Raw genomic sequence first — 3,433 nt, 5'->3', positions numbered from 1 at the left:
CTTGCCATTTGGCAAAGAGGGCGACGCTCATCTCATCAAAATTCAGTTGTGTTCTCATCTTTTTCTTGGTTTGTAGGGGGCGAGGGGAGTGACTCAGGGGCTGAGACCTAGTCCTCACAGGCGATGCCACCCTGCGGTGTGGGGATAAAATCTGGCCAAGTCTTTGACCTTGGCGCGGTAGTTGTGGGCCTGCCAGATGAGGGCGAGCATCAGCCCGACGATTAGCCCAGGCATGCCGATCACGAAAAGCCAGATATTGATCTCCTCATAGGACATACCGATTAAGTCGCCGGTCTTTTTGAGGGCCTCAACGCAAAGCCAGAACACTTGGTGGACGATTCCTTCCCAGGTCATGTCGTTTACCTCCAGATTTCGATTAAGAGCGCTCGGCTGCGATTAGTTCGATTTCGACCCGGCGGTTCCGTGCCCTTGCGTCACTCGTCTTGTTATGTGTGACTGGGTCTGCCTCGCCCCTACCTTCGATATAAATTCGGCTGACCTCGACGCCTCGCTGCTCCAAATAGTCTTTAACAGCCTGGGCACGCCGTGTGGATAGATGTAGGTTGTATCCAGAGGACCCTACAGAGTCGGTATGGCCCACTGCGACAACCATGTTCATCTGAGTCGACTTGAGCACCTGGAGTTGCCCCTCGAGTTTGGCTTTGGCCTCATCGGAGAGGGCTGCTTTGTCAAACTCAAAATGTATGGTTGATTTGACGCCCTTTACCGCAGCCGTCTCGGTGGCCTTAGTTTGCCGATAGTCCTGGCTGACCGCGACCGAGGGGGCATGCATACTGCCAACCGTCCCCGGTGCGGCTCGGGTGGTATCTGATAGGTCAATCACGCTTGGGGCTTCTTCTTGGGCCGCTTGAACCACGGCCGCCGGCGGTGGGGCGGTTTTGGCCGCTGTCGCCGGTACGCAGGCGGGGTGTGCGTTCGCTGGCTCATAAAAGCCGCTACGTATGCACTCCCCCGTGACTCCACTGCGCCAAGGGGTGCCGTCGGCTGATACCCAGTTTCCGTAGGGCTGAGAGAAGCTCGGCGCTGACCCAAAAAGTAGGGCCGATGAGATAAGAGTTAGGCGTAAAAGGTGCATCACAGGTCTCCGATGGTTGGTTCGTAACCAATTGACGAGACCGCTGCACAAATGTCAGGGTTAGGTTGCCGGTTTTTTATAGCCAACCGGGTTTGTGGCTCTCTTGAGGATCTGGGGAGGGGCCGTTAGGTGTCGTTCCTTTGTGCAGACTTGCCGCAAGTGGCAAAGCCATCCCCTTCACCTAGGGAGTTTTGGCGCAGGAACTGAACGATATCGAGGCGACAGAGGATCGACTCTTCAGTGAGGCTCTTGTAGCGAGAAATACACGCCTCTGTCAGCGGTTCGGAGCGCCGAACGATTGACTCAATGTAGTCTGCGCATTGCTTACTGGAGGCCGGGGGTAGGGTGTACAGATCCCGCACCTCTTCCTCAGGTCGAGGCGCCGGCGGTGGTGGGGTCGTTGCAGGGGGTGGTTCGGCCACAGGGGCCGGAGTTGTGGGCACCACCGGCGTGTTTTCCGCGAAGGGCTTGTTGGCTGGGGGGGTCGCACAGCCTGTCAGCAACGCAGATGCTGCCGCTAGGGTCAAGGCCGCGATAGGTGAGAGGCGGTTCATGGGGGTTACTCGACGCTCTCTAGACAAATGGCCTCGTAGGCCATCTGGGTCTCGACGCGGGTGCAACGGGCCAGTGTGCCGCCTTGCACGAGGCACAGCTCAATTCTTTGCAACGGGGCAGAGCGGCAGGTCTTCTCGTGGGCAGCGAAAGTCAGCTTTTGAACGTCCCCGAGCTTGAGCTGGTCATAGATTCGCAGACCATGAATGGCGACGAACTTGGAGTTGAGAATTTGGTCCACCACGTAGTTGGTTGTGACGAGCCACTCCAGCTGGCTGATTTCGTCATTTGGAATGGTGACCAAAGACAAGGCCGGCGCCTTGGACTTACCCCTGAGGCTCGCGAGGGCGGCCTCGTATGCCTCGCTAGGAGCCTCATAGGCGTCATATTGGGCAATTGCCCTTGCCAGAGGTTGTTTCCCCTCCAGAAAGGGACTCGAGCCGTCTGTGCGCAGCACGAGCAGCGCCGCAGTAATTAACCCGACGGCTGTTAGCGCTACAGGCAGGAATTTAGACGACATTCGTTGAGTTTACGTTTCAGTGGGAGATTAAGGGTTTACCCTTATTCAATATCGGGGCCTGATAATTTGGGGGCCAAAGCGTCAAAGAGGTAGGAGTTTTGTCCAAAGCGCGGGATATCGTGAGCATCACCTATTTGGCCTCGGCCAAGCGGGTTCATGCTTCCTTGCAGAGAAGCGGAGTACCTGCAGCCCGGGCTGAGGAGTTTGTTCAGGAGGCTTTTTTGAGGCTTTATGAGGCGTTGGAGGCTGGGGAAGCCATACGGCAGCCACCGGCGTGGGTGATGCAGGTTGCTAAGCGGATGGCAATTGACCATCTACGCAGTGCCGGGGTGAGGCTTGAGCACGGATTCTGGGCCGGTGTCCAAGGGGAGTCGGATAGTGACTTGCCAGATGATGCAGTTGGTCAGGTGGCCGCCCCTGAGCCTGAATACAGCGGTCTATATGCCCAAATTTGTGTCGAACAGCGCCTGGCAGATTTCGCGCTTGACCGGCCAACGGAGGCTGGCGTGATCAAGGATCAACTCGATGGCGTTCCGATCGCCCGGATTGCAGCTTCTATCGGGCGAAGCGAAGGAGCGACACGCACATTCATTTATGAAGCAAAAAAGAAGTTTCGAGACTACTTGGAAGTTTGCCGCGAGTATTTGAGTGAGAACTGATTGATGGCCAACGAAATCTTTACCGCCGAGCAAGAGCAGCAGATTCTGAAGGCCTACCAGGCCTTAGATGAAAAGCTAGCGGTGACCGAACTCGACGTGGCTGCTGGTCATCAGCGCCTTATGGCCAAGCTGCAGCCAGAGCCAAGCCGCCAGCCCAGACCCAAGGTGCGCTCGCAATCAGGTGGGTGGTTGGCAGCTTGGAACCCATGGACCTTGGTGGGTTCAGGGCTTGCAACAGGTTGTGTGGCCACAGCGGCCTTATTGATGGTCGTGCGGGTTGCCGATGATGGCAACGCAGTTGGCTCGCCCACGGTTGCCGCCAGTGGCGGCTCCCTTGACGCTCGAAGGGCTTTAGCTGATGCGCAGAGTTTGGCCATGGCGCAAGGCAGCGGTGTAGCGGCGCCAACCACCACCGCAAAGCTTGCTCCCATACCGGTCGACCCGAACCCCGCGCGAAAGGCATTGACTGTGGGTCAATCGCAGCCGGGTAAGGTAGAGCGCATCTTGGTGGAAACCGCCAGCCCACTCACGTCGCAAGAACTCCTTCAAATGGCTGCCAATGCAGGTCTATCGGCGGTGATGTCGCCCCTGAAGGGTGGTATCTCG

General features: G+C 57.4%; 5 protein-coding genes. 2 read left to right on the top strand and 3 right to left on the bottom strand.

All coding sequences use genetic code 11. The features are described 5' to 3' along the window. Positions 1–114: 114 nt before the first annotated feature. From AAFM15_RS11635 to AAFM15_RS11630, 3 genes are all read right to left on the bottom strand, one after another. Positions 115–354 carry a hypothetical protein gene (locus tag AAFM15_RS11635; protein WP_341686877.1) on the bottom strand — a complete coding sequence of 80 codons (240 nt, stop codon included), beginning with the start codon at positions 352–354 and terminating at the stop codon, positions 115–117. A 22-nt stretch (positions 355–376) separates the two neighbouring features. Further along, complete coding sequence (locus AAFM15_RS11735; protein ID WP_371833111.1) at positions 377–793, bottom strand: OmpA family protein; 417 nt, start codon at positions 791–793, stop codon at positions 377–379. Positions 794–1,655: 862 nt separating this feature from the next. Continuing rightward, on the bottom strand, positions 1,656–2,168 hold the full coding sequence (locus AAFM15_RS11630; protein ID WP_341686876.1) for a hypothetical protein: 513 nt from the start codon (positions 2,166–2,168) through the stop codon (positions 1,656–1,658). A 119-nt stretch (positions 2,169–2,287) separates the two neighbouring features. On the opposite strand from AAFM15_RS11630, the gene AAFM15_RS11625 reads away from it, so the two are divergent. Continuing rightward, positions 2,288–2,827, top strand: a complete 540-nt coding sequence (locus AAFM15_RS11625) for an RNA polymerase sigma factor (RefSeq protein WP_341686875.1) — start codon at positions 2,288–2,290, stop codon at positions 2,825–2,827. 3 nt (positions 2,828–2,830) lie between these two features. Beyond that, positions 2,831–3,433: hypothetical protein (locus AAFM15_RS11620; protein ID WP_341686874.1), on the top strand; the 603-nt coding region annotated here is incomplete at its 3' end.

The sequence above is a fragment of the Limnohabitans sp. genome (genome assembly GCF_038134685.1).
In the GTDB taxonomy this organism is placed as follows: Bacteria; Pseudomonadota; Gammaproteobacteria; order Burkholderiales; family Burkholderiaceae_C; genus Limnohabitans_A.
The sequence above is the reverse complement of the archived record's forward strand: the minus strand, read 5'-3'. Positions and strand labels throughout refer to the sequence as shown.